A 14,584-nucleotide genomic window follows, 5' to 3' on the forward strand; every position below is an offset into this window, starting at 1 on the left:
ACGGCCGGTGCCCGGACGGCGCTGTGGCCGGGAGGGCGGGCGCCCTCCCGGCCACAGCGGGGTGTCCGGTCGAACCGGTCGGTGCTACATGAGGCCCATCGCCGTGGGCAGCCACAGCGACAGCTGCGGGATGAACACGACGAGGAACAGCGCCGCGAGGATCGCGATGAGGAAGGGCCACAGCTTGGCGATGACCGGCTCGATGCGGAGGTTCGCAAGGCGTGCCCCGACGAACAGGACGTTGCCCACCGGTGGGGTGATGACTCCGAGGGACAGGTTCATCACGACCATCGCGCCGAAGTGGACCGGGTCGATCCCGAACTCCGTGACGATCGGCAGGAAGATCGGGACGAAGATGAGGATCGCCGGCGTCGGGTCCATGAACGTCCCCACGATGATGAGGATGACCATCATGAGGATGAGGACGACGACGCTCGAGTCGGTGAAGCCCAGGACAGCGTCGGAGATGATGTCCGGGATCCGCGCGAAGCTCATGACGAAGGACAGCGACGTCGACACCGCGACGAGGAGCATGACGATGGCCGTCGTGCGGCCGGCGTCGACGAGGATGTCGGGCAGCTGTCGCACCTTGATCGTCCGATAGGCCGCCGAGAGCACGAGGCAGTAGACGACGGCGATGGCGGCGGACTCGGTGGCGGTGAAGTACCCGACGAGGATGCCGCCGACGACGATGACGATCATGAGGAGCGAGGGCACCGCGCGCCAGATGACGAGCAGGCCCTGCTTGAAGGAGACGCGGTCCTCCGACTTCAGCTTGCCCGGCTGCTTGCGGGCGTAGAGGTAGACGACGACCATGCAGGCGAGCGCCCACAGGATGCCGGGCACCGCACCGGCCATGAACAGCGCCGCGATCGACGTGCTCGACACGAGCGAGTAGACGATGAAGGTGTTGGACGGTGGGATGAGCATCCCGGACGGGGCGGAGGCGACGTTGACCGCGGCCGCGAAGCGACGGTCGTAGCCCTCGTTGACCATCCGGGAGTTCATCACGTTGCCGACGGCGGCGGCGGCGGCCACCGCGGCGCCGGACACGGCACCGAACAGCGAGTTCGCGACAATGTTCGTCTGCGCGAGGGAGGCGGGCATGCGCCCGGTCAGCACCTTGGCGGCGTCGACGAGCCGGGCCGCGATGCCGCCGTTGTTCATGATGACGCCGGCGAGCACGAAGAGCGGGATGGCGAGCAGCGGGAAGGAGTTGATCCCGGTGAACATCCGCTGGGCCGTGACGAGCACGGCCTGCTCCATGCCGAGGAGCGGGATCGCCGCGAGGAAGGTCGCGCTGCCGATGACGATCGCGATCGGCACGGAGAAGACGATGCCGATGAGGACGCCGAAGAGCAGGATGAGTCCGGCGAGGGTTGCGGGGTCCATCATGCCTCCGTCTTCGGGCCGGCCGGGGAGCTCCCGGGGCTGTCGGGGGTGTCGGCCGACCTGACGAGCAGGGGCTCGGCGTCGAGCCGGTCGGTCTGGATCTGCGGGTTGGCGGCCAGCGCCTCCTCGCCCTCGAGCTCGAGGTACGGGCTGTGTGTGCCGCGGACCAGGCCCTGGATGTAGTACAGGGAGTAGAACGCGATGAGGACGCCCGAGATCGGCAGGGCCAGGTACATCTGGCCGAGCGTGAACGGCAGGGCGGACAGGTTCTGCAGCCACGCGTTGTCCGCCGCGCGCCAGCCGCCCCACACGAGGACGATGACGGCGAAGGCGAGGACGACGAGCTGGACGAGGACCGCGAGGACCTGCTCGCCCTTGACGGGCAGCTTGCGGGCGACGAACTCGACCGCGATGTGGCCGCGCTCGCCGAAGACGAACGCAGCGGCGAACAGGCCGAGCCACACGAAGGTGAGGCGGGCCCCCTCCTCGGTCCACGTGCTCGGGTCACCCAGGACCTGGCGGCTGAAGACCTGCCAGACCACGATGACGACGAGCAGCGCGAAGAGGACGACGGTGATCCAGTACAGGATCCTGTCCAGGACCTTCTTGGCGCTATCCACGATTCACCTCCAGTTGTGTGTGGCTCGGCCGGATCATCAGCGGGCTGCGGCGCGCGCCGCGTCGAAGAGTGCCTGCTGGGACTCCGTGGTGATGAACTCCGCGGCCAGGGCCTCGAGGGGCTCGGCGAAGGCGGCGTCGTCGACCTCGGAGAACGTGGCGCCACCGGCCGTGGCGCCGTCGATGGCCTCCTGGGTGGCCTCCGCCCAGAGCTGCGTGTGCTCCTCGTGGGCGGCGGTCCAGCCGGCGTCGAAGGCCGCGCGGTCCTCCTCGGACATGCTCTCGAGGAGGTCGGTGTTGATGATCATGTAGTCCAGGCCCACGAGGTGGTTGGTGTAGCTCCAGTACGGAGCGACCTCGTAGTGGCGCTGGGTGAAGTAGGAGACCTCGTTGTTCTCGGCCGCGTCGACGACGCCGGACTGCAGGCCCGTGTAGAGCTCGCCGTACGCCATCGGGGTGCCGGCGCCGCCGAGGGCCTCGGCCATCGCGATGTGCAGCTCGGACTCCTGGACGCGGATCTTCTGACCGGCGAGGTCGGCAGGCGTCTCGATCGGGGCGCTGCTGTAGACCGAGCGCGCACCCTGCGTGAAGCCGCCGAGGACGGTGATGTTGTTCGACTCCTCGAGGGAGGCGTAGAGGTCGCCGGTGATCTCGGGGTCGTGGATGACGTCCATCTGGTGCTCGACGTCGTCGAAGACGCGGGGCAGGTTGAAGACGACGAAGTCCTCGTTGAGGTTCTCGAGCTGGGTGCCGGAGACGATGGCCATGTCGACCGAGCCGTCGGAGACGAGCTGGAGGGCCTCGGCCTGGGCGCCGAGGGTCTCGTTCGGGAAGACGTCGACGTCCCAGCCGCTCGTGTTCTCCTCGAGGTAGGTGCCGAGGTTGTCCAGCGCGATGTGGGAGGGGTGCTCCTCGGTCTGGTTCAGGGCCAGGCGCATGGTCTTGCCCTCGCCGCCACCGGCGGACTCGCCGCCCTCGTCGCCGCCGCCGCAGGCGGCGAGGAGCAGGGTCGCAGCGGTCGCTCCGGCGATGACCACGGTGTTCTTCCGGTGCCTCATGGTGTGTTCCGTCCTTCGGTCGTGAGTGACCTCGTCGTCCGGTCGTGCGGCGCTGCGCCGTGCAGTGTGGAGGAGCGGTCCAGCCTTGGCTGGGCGGCGGTGCCGTGCCTCGTCATGAGGCGTGCCGTCCGACGGGGGTCCCGTTCGGGTGGCCTCATTCACTCAGGTCCGGTCGCCAGGGCCGCAACGGTTGCCACCAGTTGCCGTCCGTGACCTCGCCGTGAAGGGACCGCCCCTCTCAGCCCGCGGACCCCGTCGAGGCGGCCCGTGCCGCGTCGTAGATCGCCCACTGGTCATCGGTGGTGAGGAAGCGGTCGGCCAGGGGCTCGAGCGCGTCGAAGAAGACCTGGTCGTCGACCTCGTGGAAGGTGGCACCGCCGGCCTCCGCGGTGGCGACGGCGTCCTCCGTGGCCTGGAGCCACAGCTCGACGTGCTCGGCGCGGGCGAGCTCCCAGCCCTCGTCGAAGACTGTACGGTCCTCCGCGGTCATCGAGGCGAGCATGTCGGTGTTGATGATCATGTAGTCCAGGCCCACGAGGTGGTTGGTGTAGCTCCAGTACGGCGCCACCTCGAAGTGCCGCTGCGAGGCGTAGGAGACCTCGTTGTTCTCCGCGGCGTCGACGACGCCGGACTGCAGCCCCGTGTACAGCTCGCCGTAGGCCATTGGCGTGGCCGAGGCGCCCAGCGCCTGCGCCATCGCGACGTTGAGCTCGGACTCCTGCACGCGCAGCTTCTGGCCGGCGAGGTCCTCGGGTGTCTCGACGGGCCCGAAGGTCGTGTAGACGCTGCGCGAGCCCTGGGTGAAGCCGCCGAGCACGGTGAAGTTGTTGGTCTCCTCCAGGGAGGCGTACAGGTCCCCGACGATGGCGGGGTCGTGGACGACGCGCATCTGGTGGTCGATGTCGTCGAAGGTCGTCGGCAGGTTGAGGGCGATGAAGTCGCGGTTGAGGTTCTCCAGCTGCGGGCCGGAGACGATCGCCATCTCGACCGAGCCGTCGGAGACGAGCTGCATCGCCTCGGCCTGGGCACCGAGGGTCTCGTTGGGGTAGACGTCGATGGTCCAGCGGCCGTCGGTGTGCTCCTCCATGTACTCGCCCCAGGCGTTGAGCGCGATGTAGGAGGGGTGGGACTCGGTCTGGTTGAGGGCGAGGTGGAGCACGTCGCCCCCGTTGCTGCCCGGCTCGAGCGAGGCGCTGCACGCGGCCAGCGCGCCCAGCGTCAGGCCTGCAGCAGCGGCGGTGGTGAGTCGTCGGGACATGGGTGCCTCCCCCCGGGCACACGGCCCGTCTCATGGTTGATTCTCGCCTATCGGCGTGGTCCGCGGGCCTCTTCAGGAGGAGGCGATCTGGGCGGCCAGGTGGCCACCGCCGTAGCCGTTGTCGATGTTGACGACGGCGACCCCGGGGGCGCAGGCGTTGAGCATCGACAGCAGCGGTGCGACGCCTCCGAAGGCGGCGCCATAGCCGACGGACGTCGGCACGGCCACGACCGGCGCGCTCACCAGTCCGGCGACGACGCTCGGCAGAGCGCCGTCCATCCCCGCGGCGACGACGACGACGCGCGCCGAGCGGAGGAGGTCGAGGTGCCCGAGCACGCGGTGCAGGCCCGCGACGCCGACGTCGACGACGAGCTCGGTCCGCCGGCCCAGGTAGCGGGCGGTGAGCTCGGCCTCGCGGGCGACGGGCAGGTCGGAGGTGCCGGCACTGACGACGACGACGAGGCCCCCGGTGGGTTCGGGCGCCGCGGCGGGCCAGGCCACCACCCGGGCGACCGGGTCGTGGTGCGCGTCGGGCAGCGCCGCGAGGACGGCAGCGGCCTGCTCGGGCGTCGCGCGGGTGAAGAGGGTGGGTGTGCCGGCCGTCGCGACCTCGGCCGCGATGAGCGCGACCTGCTCGACGGTCTTCGGCTCGCAGAGCACGGCCTCGGGGTACCCGCGCCGGGCGGCGCGGTCGTGGTCGAGGTGGGCGACGCGCGCGAGCTCGGGGCCCGGCTCCCAGGCCTCAGCCACGGACGGACACCAGGGGCAGGGTGAAGGCCCCCGACTGGATGCCGCGCAGGTCGAGGGCGGCGAAGCGGAAGCCGGCGTCGCGCACGGCCCGGTCCACCTCCTCGCGGCGCTGGACGGCGGTGAGAAGCTCCTCGGGAAGCAGCTCGATCCGGGCGACGTCACCGTGGTGGCGCACGCGGCAGTCGGTGAAGCCGAGACGGCGCAGCGCGCCCTCGGCGCGGTCCACCTGCCGCAGCTTCTCCGGGGTGACCTCCTCGAAGTGCGGGATCCGCGAGGCGAGGCACGGTGCGGCGGGCTTGTCGGCGACCGGCACCGCGAGGGCCCGCGCGACCTCCCGCACCATCGCCTTGGTCATCCCCGCCTCGGCCATCGGGCGCAGCACGCTGTGGTTCGTCGCGGCCTGGGCACCGGGCCGGTCGGGCCGCTTGGCGTCGTCGGCGTTCTCGCCGTAGGCGACGGCGGCGAGACCGAGCTCGGCGACGAGCTCGTCGTCGATGCGGGCGAAGAGCTCGTCCTTGCAGTGGAAGCAGCGGTCGGGCCCGTTGGCGCGGTAGGCCTCCGACTCGCCCTCGTGGGTCTTGATCTCGACGACGCGCGCGCCGATGACCGCGGCGGTCTCGTGGGCCCGGGCGCGCTCGTCGGTGGCGAGGCTGGGGGAGACGCCGAGCACGGCGACGACGTTCGCCGGCCCGAGGGTCCGCACCGCCAGGGCGAGGAGCGTCGCGGAGTCCACGCCGCCGGAGTAGGCCACGCCCAGGGGCGCGTGGCCGGCGAGCATCTCCCCGACCGCCGTCGCGGCCTGTGCCGCCGGTCCGCTCAGGCCGGGTACCGCCGTCGTCGTCGTCATGGATCTGCTCCTTCGTGCACGTGAGCTTCCAGTGTGTGCGAGCCGGGAGGCGGCGTGGCAACTCGTTGCCACCGGTTGCCCTGTGACCTTACCGTTGGCCGGTATGGACAGCGAGGGAGGGACCGACCCCGGCAGGGCGCCGACGATCTACGACGTCGCGAAGGCCGCGGGGGTCGCGCCGTCCACGGTGTCGCGGGCCCTGGCCCGTCCCGGGCGCGTGAGCGCGGCGACGGCGGAGAAGGTCCGCGCCGCGGCCGCCACGCTGGGCTACCGGCGCTCCTCGGTGGCTCCCGTGCTCAGCGCGGTCAACACGCGGATGCTCGCCATGGTCGTCGCGGACATCGGCAACCCGCTCTTCGTCGACGTCATCCGGGGCGCGTCCGCCGCCGCGGAGGCGGCCGGCTACACGATGCTGCTCTTCGACGCCCAGGAGTCCTACCTGCGCGAGCGGGAGGCCGCCTCGACGTTCCTCGGCGCCGTCGACGGGCTCGTCCTCACCAGCCCGCGGCTCTCGGACTCCGGCATCCGGGCCATCGCCAAGCAGCGGCCGGTCATCGTCCTCAACCGCGTCGTCAGCGGCCTGCCCAGCGTGCTCACCGACGGCGCGCGCGGGGTGCGGCGCGCGGCCGAGCACCTCGGGCAGCTCGGGCACCGGGAGATCACCTACGTCGCCGGGCCCGAGGCCTCGTGGGCCGACGGCGTGCGGTGGCGCGGCCTGGAGGAGGCGGGCCTGGAGCTGGAGCTGCGGGTGCGCCGGATCGGCCCCAACTCCCCGACGGTCGAGGGCGGCGCCAAGGCCGCCCGCCGGTGGGCGCAGAACCCGAGCACCGCCGTCGTCGCCTTCAACGACGTCATGGCCGTCGGCTTCGTCCGCGGCCTGCGCGCCCTGGGCGTGTCGGTGCCCGGCGACGTGAGCGTCGTCGGCTTCGACAACAGCCGCACCGGCGCGCTCACCGTCCCCGCCCTCACCTCGGTCGCCTCGCCGCTGTCGCTCCAGGGCGCCACGGCCGTGCGCAACCTCATCGCGATCATCGGCGGAGCGCGCTCGAGCGAGCAGCCCGTCGTGCTGCCGGTCAAGCTCGTCGCGCGGGACTCCACCGCCCGCGCCGGCAGGGGCCGGCTCATGCGGTCCTGAGGGCCGTGGCAACTGATGGACACCACTGCGGCCGCGCGCGGGCCTGCCGCCATACTGGGGGCCGTAGCGTCACAAAGCCGCCGATGAAAGGACCCAGCACGTGACTGACAACAAGGCGACTGCCTCCGCGCAGATCGGAGTCATCGGACTCGCCGTCATGGGCAGCAACCTCGCCCGCAACCTGGCACGTCACGGCTACACCGTGGCGCTGTACAACCGCACCTTCGCCAAGACCGAGGAGCTCGTCTCGGCCTACGGCGACGAGGGCACCTTCGTCGCGTCGGAGGAGCTGGCGGACTTCGTGGCCAGCCTCGAGCGCCCCCGCAAGATGATCATCATGGTCAAGGCCGGCGGCCCGACCGACGCCGTCATCGAGTCCCTCATCCCGCTCCTCGAGGAGGGGGACATCATCGTGGACGGCGGCAACGCCCACTACGAGGACACCCGCCGCCGCGAGTCCTACCTCCGCGACCAGGGCCTGCACTTCGTCGGCGCCGGCATCTCCGGTGGCGAGGAGGGCGCGCTCAACGGCCCGAGCATCATGCCCGGCGGCCCCGCGGAGTCCTACGTGACCCTCGGCCCGATCCTCGAGGACATCTCCGCGAAGGTCGACGGCGAGCCCTGCTGCGTCCACATCGGCCCCGACGGCGCCGGCCACTTCGTCAAGATGGTGCACAACGGCATCGAGTACGCCGACATGCAGTTCATCGCCGAGGCCTACGACGTCCTGCGCTCCGCCGGCCTCGAGGCCGGGGAGCTCGCCGAGGTCTTCAACGAGTGGAACACCGGTGACCTCGACTCCTACCTCATCGAGATCACCGCCGAGGTGCTCCGTCACGTCGACGCCGAGACCGGCCGCCCGTTCGTGGACGTCGTCGCCGACGCCGCCGCCCAGAAGGGCACGGGGCAGTGGACCGTCCAGATCGCGCTCCAGCTCGGGGTGCCGGTCAACACGATCGCCGAGTCCGTCTTCGCCCGGTCCACCTCCGGCCACACCGCGCTGCGCGAGGCCTCCCGCGCCGCCCTCCAGGGCCCCGCCCGCGCCGCCGTCGACACCGGCGCCCGCGCCGAGCTCGTGGAGAACGTCCGCCAGGCCCTGTGGGCCTCGAAGGTCGTCGCCTACGCCCAGGGCCTGGACCAGATCCGGACCGCCTCCGAGGAGTTCGGCTGGGACATCGACATCGCCGAGGTCGCCAAGATCTGGCGCGGCGGCTGCATCATCCGCGCCCGCCTCCTCGAGCGCATCCGCTCCGAGTACGCCGCGGGGAACCTCACCACGCTGCTCGAGGCGCCGTCGGTGGCCGCCGGGCTCGAGTCGAGCCAGGCCGGGTGGCGCGCTGCCGTCAGCCACGCCATCGCCGACGGCGTGCCGGTGCCCGGCTTCTCCGCCGCGCTTGCGTACTACGACACCGTGCGGGCCGAGCGCCTGCCGGCGTCCCTCGTCCAGGGGCTGCGCGACTTCTTCGGCGCGCACACCTACAACCGCGTCGACCGTCCCGGGACGTTCCACACGGAGTGGTCCGGGGACCGCAGCGAGACCGCGCAGGCCTAGCCCCGCGCCCTCCCAGGCCCTCCTCACGGCCCCGTCGAGCCCCGGCTCGGCGGGGCCGTCGGCGTCCCGGCGCCCCGCTGGTCTGGACAGGCGGCAACATCCGGCAACTCCTCGGCGGGTGGCGTGAGCCACAGCGACGATCGGGCGATGGCCGAGGGGGCGCGGGGACGCGCCGCCGTCGGCCGGGTCGCGCAGCGTGCGCGACGTCCTGTCGATGACGACATCGTCAACGACGACGTGAACATGAGGAGGAAGAATGTCTCGAAGCCCACGTGTGGGGCTGCGGACCGCTGTGGCCGTCGCCGCGGCGGCACCACTGGCTCTGACGCTCACGGTCGGCGCCGGTGCGGCGACCGTCCCGGCGCCCGAGCTCGAGCAGCCGGTGCTGGAGATGCGCTCCACGAAGGAGCTCATCGAGGTCGAGGGCTACGAGTTCCGCGACCTCAACGACAACGGTGAGCTCGACGCCTACGAGGACTGGCGCCTGCCCGTCGACGACCGGGTCGCGGACCTGATTGGCCGGATGGAGCTCGAGGAGAAGGCCGGGCTCATGCTCATCGACACGCTCAACGCGGCGTGCGTCGACGGCGTGCGCGGCGCCGTGCCGGAGTCCGCGGACAACTTCATCACCTCCCAGCACATGCACCGCTTCGTCTTCCGCAACACGGTGACCGGCCCGGACGACGCGGAGTGCGGTGAGGCCGGTGGTGGCTTCCGCGCCTCGACCTCCGTGACACCGGGCGAGGCGGCGACCTTCACCAACGCGGTGCAGGAGATGAGCGAGGCCACGCGTCTCGGCATCCCGGCGCTGTTCAAGTCGAACGCCCGCAACCACATCGACCCCGACGCCCGCGCCGGTATCAACGAGTCGGCCGGCGCCTTCAGCGCCTTCCCCAAGGAGGCCGGGATCGCGGCCGCGGCACTGGGCGAGGAGTCGCTCGCGACGGGCGAGGTGCCGACGACGGGTGACATGTCCGTCGTCGAGGACTTCGCCGGCGTCATGGGCGAGGAGTGGGCCTCCATCGGCCTGCGCGGCATGTACGGCTACATGGCCGACCTGTCGACCGAGCCGCGCTGGTACCGAACGCACGAGACCTTCACCGAGGACGCCGAGCACGCCGCGGCCATCATGGAGACGCTCGTCCAGACCCTCCAGGGGCCGGTGCCGGAGGACGGCAGCACCCACGGGCTCGCCCTCACGCCGGAGACCCGGGTGGCCCTCACCCTCAAGCACTTCCCGGGCGGTGGCCCGCAGGAGCTGGGGCTGGACCCGCACTACTCCTTCGGGAAGGCGCAGGTCTACCCCGGCGGCTTCTTCGAGGAGCACATGCTGCCCTTCGAGGCCGCGATCGACGCCGGCGTCTCCTCGATCATGCCGTACTACGGCGTGCCCGTGGACGTCCCGGAGATCGGTGGCGAGGGCGACTACCCGCTCACCGGCTTCGCCTTCTCCGACTCGATCGTCAACGGCCTGCTGCGCGAGCAGCTCGGCTTCACCGGTTACGTCAACTCCGACACCGGCATCATCAACGACCGTGCCTGGGGCCTGGAGGACAGCACCGTGCCGCAGCGCGTCGCGGCCGCGATCAACGGTGGGACCGACACGCTGTCCGGCTTCAACGACGTCAAGACGATCACCGACCTCGTCGACGACGGCCTGCTGAGCGAGGAGCGCGTGGACCTCGCCGCCGAGCGCCTGCTCGAGCCGATGTTCATGATGGGCCTCTTCGAGAACCCCTACGTCGACCCGGCCGTCGCCGACGCGACGATCGGGGCGGAGGCCAACCGCGAGGTGGGCCTGGACCTGCAGCGCAAGTCCCTCGTCCTCCTCGAGAACGAGGAGACCGAGGACGGTCCGGTGCTGCCGCTCCAGGAGGACTCTGACGTCTACATCCTCGGTGACTTCACCGAGGAGACCGTGGCCGGGTACGGCTTCGACGTCACCGACGGCAACGTCGAGGAGGGCGAGGAGCGCCCGAGCGCCGAGGACAGCGACTACGTCCTCATCTCGATGACGGCGCGCACCAACGCCGGCGACTACGTGAGCAACAGCCCCAAGTTCGGGCTCGACCCCGAGAACGGCGTCAACCCGAGCGTCATCGAGGGCATCCCCGGCCTCGACGGCAACAGCCTGTGGGGCGCGGCGGACGCCTGCGTCACGCAGGGGACCGAGAGCTGCACGGACAGCAGCCTGCGCTTCGGCGGCTCCTACCCGTGGGAGTCGAGCATCCTCGACTTCTCCGGCATGGAGGAGGCCGAGTCGTGGGAGGTCGTGCCCTCGCTCGACACCATCCAGCAGGTCATGGACGAGGTCGACGACCCGAGCAAGGTCATCCTCCACGTCTACTTCCGTCAGCCCTACGTGCTGGACGAGGAGAGCGGCCTGCGCGACGCCGGCGCCATCCTGGCCGGCTTCGGCATGAGCGACACCGCCCTCATGGACGTCCTCACGGGTGACTACGCGCCGCAGGGCAAGATGCCCTTCGCCCTCGCCGGTACCCGCGAGGCGGTCATCGAGCAGCAGAGCGACACCCCCGGCTACGACGAGACCGAGGACGGCGCGCTCTACCCGTTCGGCTACGGCCTCACCTACGCCGAGGACGTCGAGGAGCCGACGACGCCCGAGCCCGAGCCCGAGCCGACGACGACGGCCCCCGAGCCGACGACGCCGGACGACGACGGCGACGGCACGACCGCGCCCGCCGGCGACGACGGTGACGACGTCACCCCGCCCGCCGCCGGTGCGGACGACACGGCCGACGGCGACCTCGCCCGGACCGGTGCGCCGGTCACTGCCCTCGCGCTCGTCGCGGTGACCGTCCTGCTGCTCGGCACGGCCCTGGTCCTCCAGCGCCGCTTCGGTGGCGCCCGGGGCTGACCCCAGCCACGCGCCGAGCCTGACCCGCTCGAGCACACGCCGAGAGCCGGATTCCTCGCTGGAGGAATCCGGCTCTCGGTGCATGAAGGGGGCTTGCGGACGGAGGAATCCGGCGCTCGGCGCGTGAGGGGAGCGGGGACTGCTCGGGGGTCAGGTGGCCTCGGCGTCGAACGCCGCCCGCTCGGCCGGCCGCACCTCGGCCGCGGCGCGCGGCCGCTCGGGCGGCGTGTCTGCCAGGGCCTCGCGCACGATGCGCCGGGGTCGTACTGGCGGGGGTCGAGCGCCGTGAGGTCGAGGTCGTCGAACTCCGGCCCCAGCTCCTCGCGCAGCCGCTCACCGCCCTGGGAGGCGAGGCGCCGCAGCGTGACGACGAGCGTCGCCAGCTTCCGGGCGTACTCCGGCAGACGCTCGGGGCCGACGAGGACGACGGCGAGGACGACGAGGACGAGCAGCTCGGCACCGTTGACAGGCATGGAGGACCTCAGGAGGCGCGTCGTCGGGCGCGACGACGGTCGGTGAGCATGGCGATGCCGATCGCGCCGAAGAACAGCGCGCAGATCGGCAGCGCCAGGGCGATCATCGTCCACGCGTCGGGCAGCGGGTTGGCGACAGCGGCGAACGCGAAGGCGCCCAGCACCATCCAGCGCCACGCCTTGAGCATCGCCCGGCCCGAGACCACGCCAGCGGAGTTGAGCGCGACCATGACGACCGGGACGAGGAAGGCGATCCCGAAGACGAGCATGATTCGGGTGAAGAAGCTGAGGTAGGTGCGGGCGTCGATGAGGTTGACGGCGTCGTCAGGGGTGAAGGCAGTGAGCACGGTGACGGCGTTGGGCAGCACGAGCCAGCCGAGCGCGCCGCCGGCCAGGAAGAGGACGGCGCCCGCCACCCCGAAGCCCACCGTCGAGCGCCGCTCGCGGCGGGTCAGCCCGGGGGAGACGAAGGCGAAGATCTGCCAGATCCACCAGGGGCTCGAGATGAACAGGCCGATGAACAGGGAGAGCCGGATGCGCATGTCGAAGGCGCCACCGACCGTGCCGAAGTTGATCGCTGCGCCCTGGCCGCGGTCCGCGATCGCCTCCATCGGGGCGTTGATCGCCGCGAAGAACCAGGGGTAGAGGAACCAGCCCGCGACCGCGCCGACGACGATGCCGAGCGCCGCGAGGAGGAACCGGCGGCGCAGCTCGCGCAGGTGCTCGGCGAGCGGCATGCGTTCCTCCGCCGGGCGCCGTCGTTTCTGGGCGCGCGGACTGACGGGTGTCGCCACCATGGCTGCTCCCTCGGCCTCTTCCGGTCGCTAGGTCCGCAGGTGCTCGTCCCGCGCGGCAGCGGGCTGGGCGGGCGGCACGTAGGCGACCGACGGGTCGACGGGGACCGGGCGCGGAGCGGGCTCGTCCTCGGTGAGCTCCTTGACCTCTTTCTTGAAGATCTTGAGCGACTTGCCCACGCTCGCGGCGACGTCGGGCAGCCGCCGGGCCCCGAAGAGGAGGAGGACGACGACGACGAGGACGACGATCGCCCACAGGCTGGGTGTTCTCATGGTTGCTCCACGGCTTCGTTGCTGAGGAAGGGACGGTGACACTTTTGCAGGCAGCGTTGCCGAACGCGTCAAGACCCTTACGGAACGGGCTCAGCGTCACAGACCAGCCGATTCGTGTCAAGGCTCGTCTCAGCCGCGCGCGGGTGATTTGCAGTAACAACTCAGCGCTCGGCGAGAGGGGGCGTCGGACGTCCCCCGACCCCTCTCGCCGAGCGCTGAGTTGTTACCGGTCAGGCGTCGTGGAGCTCGGTGTCGCGGTTCTCGAGCTTCTCGCGCGTGGACCACAGGCCCGCGGACGGCGTGGAGATGTAGAAGACCCGCTCGCCGTCGGGCATGGTGTTCCAGCCGTCCTTCATGACGGCCGCGTCGTAGCGGCGCAGGGCCTCCTCGACGTCCATGTACTGGTAGCCCACGGACTCGATCTCCTCCTTGCCCAGGTGCCCGGGCGCGTAGGTGATCGTGAAGCGGCCCTCGCTGGAGCCGTGGACGAGGTGCGCGGTGCCGTGCGGGATGTCCTGCATGTCGGCCTGGGTCTTGTAGAGGTCGATGACCTCGGCCTGGGACAGGTAGCCGTACGTGCGGATGAGCTCGTCGACCTCCGGCTGCTCCCCGAAGCGCTCGACGCCCGGGGCGATGACGAGCAGCTCACCGCCGTCGGCGAGCGCCATGCGGGTGCGGTAGACGGCCTTGTTGGCCACCCACGTCGCGCGGAACTCGTCGGCCTGCATGACGGCGACGATCTTGTCGGCTGGCTCGTCGAAGAGGGTGAAGTTCTGCTCGCGGGAGGCGCGGGCGGCGTCGTAGTACGTCTCGAGGTCGTCACCGACGTACACGCCGGTGTGGGCCAGCTTGCCGTCGTCGTCGTAGTCCATGACGACCTGGAGGTAGACGTCGGGGAGGTGGCCGAGGAAGTGCTCCTCGGCGTAGTTGAAGCAGGCCCGCACGGGCGTGAGGAGGTTGCCGAGGTTGTTCTCGATGCCGTACACGGCCGAGGCCATGTGCGAGGCGCCGAGCAGGCGCTTGCCGCCGAGCCCGATGAAGTAGTTCTTGTTGTGGTTGGCGAAGCCGAGCACCTCGTGGGGCACGACGTGCCCGACGTTGATAATGAGGTCCCACTGCTCGGTGACGAGCATCGTGTTGAGGTCGACCGGCATCTCCCAGTCGACGGCGCCGCCGGTCTGCTCGCGGACGAACTCCGCGGGGACGGTGCCGACGTTCGTCACGCCGTTCTTCCAGTCGTGGGCGTGGATGCGATCCTCGGGGATCGAGCCGAACATCCACTCGTTGTCCTCGCGGGTGTGCGGGACGTGCTGCCCGAGCGTGGGGATGACGTGCACCTCGGTGCCGGCGGCGTCGAGCCGGTGGTAGAGGTACTCGGTCATCCAGCCGGTGCCCGAGTGCGCCCGGGTGAGGTCCGGGGGCAGGAGGAGCACGCGCCGGTACTCGGCGATGCCGAGCCGCTCCTTCGCCTCGTCGAGCAGCCGGTCGCACATCGCCTCGATCTGGGGCCGCGAGATGAACCGGGCCTCCTCCTTGAACCACGTCATGGCTCGACC

At 71.0% G+C, this 14,584-nt stretch carries 12 protein-coding genes; 3 read left to right on the forward strand and 9 right to left on the reverse strand.

The genetic code is table 11. From position 1 onward, the window contains the following. Window positions 1-84 precede the first annotated feature (84 nt). The 6 genes from ACWPXV_RS00235 to larE all read right to left on the reverse strand — a co-directional run bounded on the left by ACWPXV_RS00235 (window position 85) and on the right by larE (window position 5,923). Complete coding sequence (locus ACWPXV_RS00235) at window positions 85-1,395, reverse strand: TRAP transporter large permease (protein WP_454083329.1); 1,311 nt, start codon at window positions 1,393-1,395, stop codon at window positions 85-87. Next, window positions 1,392-2,012: a TRAP transporter small permease gene (locus ACWPXV_RS00240; RefSeq protein ID WP_454083330.1), complete on the reverse strand. Its 621-nt coding sequence runs from the start codon at window positions 2,010-2,012 to the stop codon at window positions 1,392-1,394. The genes ACWPXV_RS00235 and ACWPXV_RS00240 overlap by 4 nt, the downstream gene beginning before the upstream one ends. A gap of 36 nt (window positions 2,013-2,048) precedes the next feature. Further along, window positions 2,049-3,068 carry a TRAP transporter substrate-binding protein gene (locus ACWPXV_RS00245; RefSeq protein ID WP_454083331.1) on the reverse strand — a complete coding sequence of 340 codons (1,020 nt, stop codon included), beginning with the start codon at window positions 3,066-3,068 and terminating at the stop codon, window positions 2,049-2,051. 238 nt (window positions 3,069-3,306) lie between these two features. Beyond that, on the reverse strand, window positions 3,307-4,326 hold the full coding sequence (locus tag ACWPXV_RS00250; RefSeq protein ID WP_454083332.1) for a TRAP transporter substrate-binding protein: 1,020 nt from the start codon (window positions 4,324-4,326) through the stop codon (window positions 3,307-3,309). A 72-nt stretch (window positions 4,327-4,398) separates the two neighbouring features. Then, window positions 4,399-5,076: a nickel pincer cofactor biosynthesis protein LarB gene (gene larB, locus ACWPXV_RS00255; protein WP_454083333.1), complete on the reverse strand. Its 678-nt coding sequence runs from the start codon at window positions 5,074-5,076 to the stop codon at window positions 4,399-4,401. Then, window positions 5,069-5,923: an ATP-dependent sacrificial sulfur transferase LarE gene (larE, locus tag ACWPXV_RS00260; protein WP_454083334.1), complete on the reverse strand. Its 855-nt coding sequence runs from the start codon at window positions 5,921-5,923 to the stop codon at window positions 5,069-5,071. The genes larB and larE overlap by 8 nt, the downstream gene beginning before the upstream one ends. Window positions 5,924-6,026: 103 nt before the next feature. On the opposite strand from larE, the gene ACWPXV_RS00265 reads away from it, so the two are divergent. The 3 genes from ACWPXV_RS00265 to ACWPXV_RS00275 all read left to right on the forward strand — a co-directional run bounded on the left by ACWPXV_RS00265 (window position 6,027) and on the right by ACWPXV_RS00275 (window position 11,488). Continuing rightward, the gene (locus ACWPXV_RS00265) at window positions 6,027-7,058 is read left to right on the forward strand and encodes a LacI family DNA-binding transcriptional regulator (protein ID WP_454083335.1); all 1,032 of its coding nucleotides are present in this window, start codon (window positions 6,027-6,029) and stop codon (window positions 7,056-7,058) included. A gap of 100 nt (window positions 7,059-7,158) precedes the next feature. Continuing rightward, window positions 7,159-8,610, forward strand: a complete 1,452-nt coding sequence (gene gndA / locus ACWPXV_RS00270) for an NADP-dependent phosphogluconate dehydrogenase (RefSeq protein WP_454083336.1) — start codon at window positions 7,159-7,161, stop codon at window positions 8,608-8,610. 256 nt (window positions 8,611-8,866) lie between these two features. Next, on the forward strand, window positions 8,867-11,488 hold the full coding sequence (locus ACWPXV_RS00275; protein ID WP_454083337.1) for a glycoside hydrolase family 3 N-terminal domain-containing protein: 2,622 nt from the start codon (window positions 8,867-8,869) through the stop codon (window positions 11,486-11,488). Between the two features lie 481 nt (window positions 11,489-11,969). Here ACWPXV_RS00275 and tatC read toward each other — a convergent pair whose 3' ends face one another. From tatC to ACWPXV_RS00290, 3 genes are all read right to left on the reverse strand, one after another. Then, window positions 11,970-12,758: a twin-arginine translocase subunit TatC gene (gene tatC / locus ACWPXV_RS00280; RefSeq protein WP_454083338.1), complete on the reverse strand. Its 789-nt coding sequence runs from the start codon at window positions 12,756-12,758 to the stop codon at window positions 11,970-11,972. Between the two features lie 27 nt (window positions 12,759-12,785). Next, window positions 12,786-13,028 (reverse strand): twin-arginine translocase TatA/TatE family subunit, encoded by a 243-nt coding sequence (tatA, locus tag ACWPXV_RS00285; protein ID WP_454083339.1) that lies wholly within the window; start codon window positions 13,026-13,028, stop codon window positions 12,786-12,788. 230 nt (window positions 13,029-13,258) lie between these two features. After that, the gene (locus ACWPXV_RS00290) at window positions 13,259-14,575 is read right to left on the reverse strand and encodes a lactate racemase domain-containing protein (RefSeq protein ID WP_454083340.1); all 1,317 of its coding nucleotides are present in this window, start codon (window positions 14,573-14,575) and stop codon (window positions 13,259-13,261) included. Window positions 14,576-14,584: the final 9 nt, after the last annotated feature.

The sequence above is a fragment of the Georgenia sp. Marseille-Q6866 genome (assembly GCF_965111665.1).

Excerpts from the sequence above, each read along its gene's own strand:
- ACWPXV_RS00235 (WP_454083329.1), bottom strand. The coding sequence starts at position 1,395 with ATGATGGACCCCGCAACCCTCGCCGGACTCATCCTGCTCTTCGGCGTC.
- ACWPXV_RS00245 (WP_454083331.1), bottom strand. The coding sequence starts at position 3,068 with ATGAGGCACCGGAAGAACACCGTGGTCATCGCCGGAGCGACCGCTGCG.
- ACWPXV_RS00250 (WP_454083332.1), bottom strand. The coding sequence starts at position 4,326 with ATGTCCCGACGACTCACCACCGCCGCTGCTGCAGGCCTGACGCTGGGC.
- larE (WP_454083334.1), bottom strand. The coding sequence starts at position 5,923 with ATGACGACGACGACGGCGGTACCCGGCCTGAGCGGACCGGCGGCACAG.
- ACWPXV_RS00265 (WP_454083335.1), top strand. The coding sequence starts at position 6,027 with ATGGACAGCGAGGGAGGGACCGACCCCGGCAGGGCGCCGACGATCTAC.
- ACWPXV_RS00275 (WP_454083337.1), top strand. The coding sequence starts at position 8,867 with ATGTCTCGAAGCCCACGTGTGGGGCTGCGGACCGCTGTGGCCGTCGCC.
- tatC (WP_454083338.1), bottom strand. The coding sequence starts at position 12,758 with ATGGTGGCGACACCCGTCAGTCCGCGCGCCCAGAAACGACGGCGCCCG.
- tatA (WP_454083339.1), bottom strand. The coding sequence starts at position 13,028 with ATGAGAACACCCAGCCTGTGGGCGATCGTCGTCCTCGTCGTCGTCGTC.
- ACWPXV_RS00290 (WP_454083340.1), bottom strand. The coding sequence starts at position 14,575 with ATGACGTGGTTCAAGGAGGAGGCCCGGTTCATCTCGCGGCCCCAGATC.